General features: G+C 46.2%; 2 protein-coding genes. Both read right to left on the bottom strand.

The features are described from left to right. On the bottom strand, nucleotides 1-149 hold a 149-nt coding region (locus ACYVTD_RS18795; protein ID WP_461249099.1), incomplete at its 3' end, for an undecaprenyl diphosphate synthase family protein. Further along, nucleotides 149-316 (bottom strand): ribosome recycling factor, encoded by a 168-nt coding sequence (locus ACYVTD_RS18790; RefSeq protein ID WP_461249098.1) that lies wholly within the window; start codon nucleotides 314-316, stop codon nucleotides 149-151. The genes ACYVTD_RS18795 and ACYVTD_RS18790, both read right to left, overlap by 1 nt. Between the last annotated feature and the right edge of the window lie 2 nt (nucleotides 317-318).

Raw genomic sequence — 318 nt, 5'->3', positions numbered from 1 at the left:
TATTTTATGCCCATATCCGACGCCGCTTTTACAATCCGTTTTGCCGCGGCCAGCCCTTCAAGATGCCCCTGCGTGCGGGCAAGACCGCGCTTTTTTGCCCATCTGCCGTTTCCGTCCATTATGATGCCGACATGAACCGGTTTTTGCATTATACTTCCATTATCTCTTTTTCTTTTTCTTCAAGAACCTGATTAACCTGAGCTATGTAGGAATCGGTCAATTTTTGAAGCTCCGCCACGTCTTTGGATTCTTCGTCTTCGGTTATTTTGGAGTCTTTAAGAAGTTTTTTCAGTTCGTCGTTGCCGTCCCTGCGAATGT

Source organism: Treponema sp. R6D11 (genome assembly GCF_054786075.1).
The sequence above is the reverse complement of the archived record's forward strand: the minus strand, read 5'-3'. Positions and strand labels throughout refer to the sequence as shown.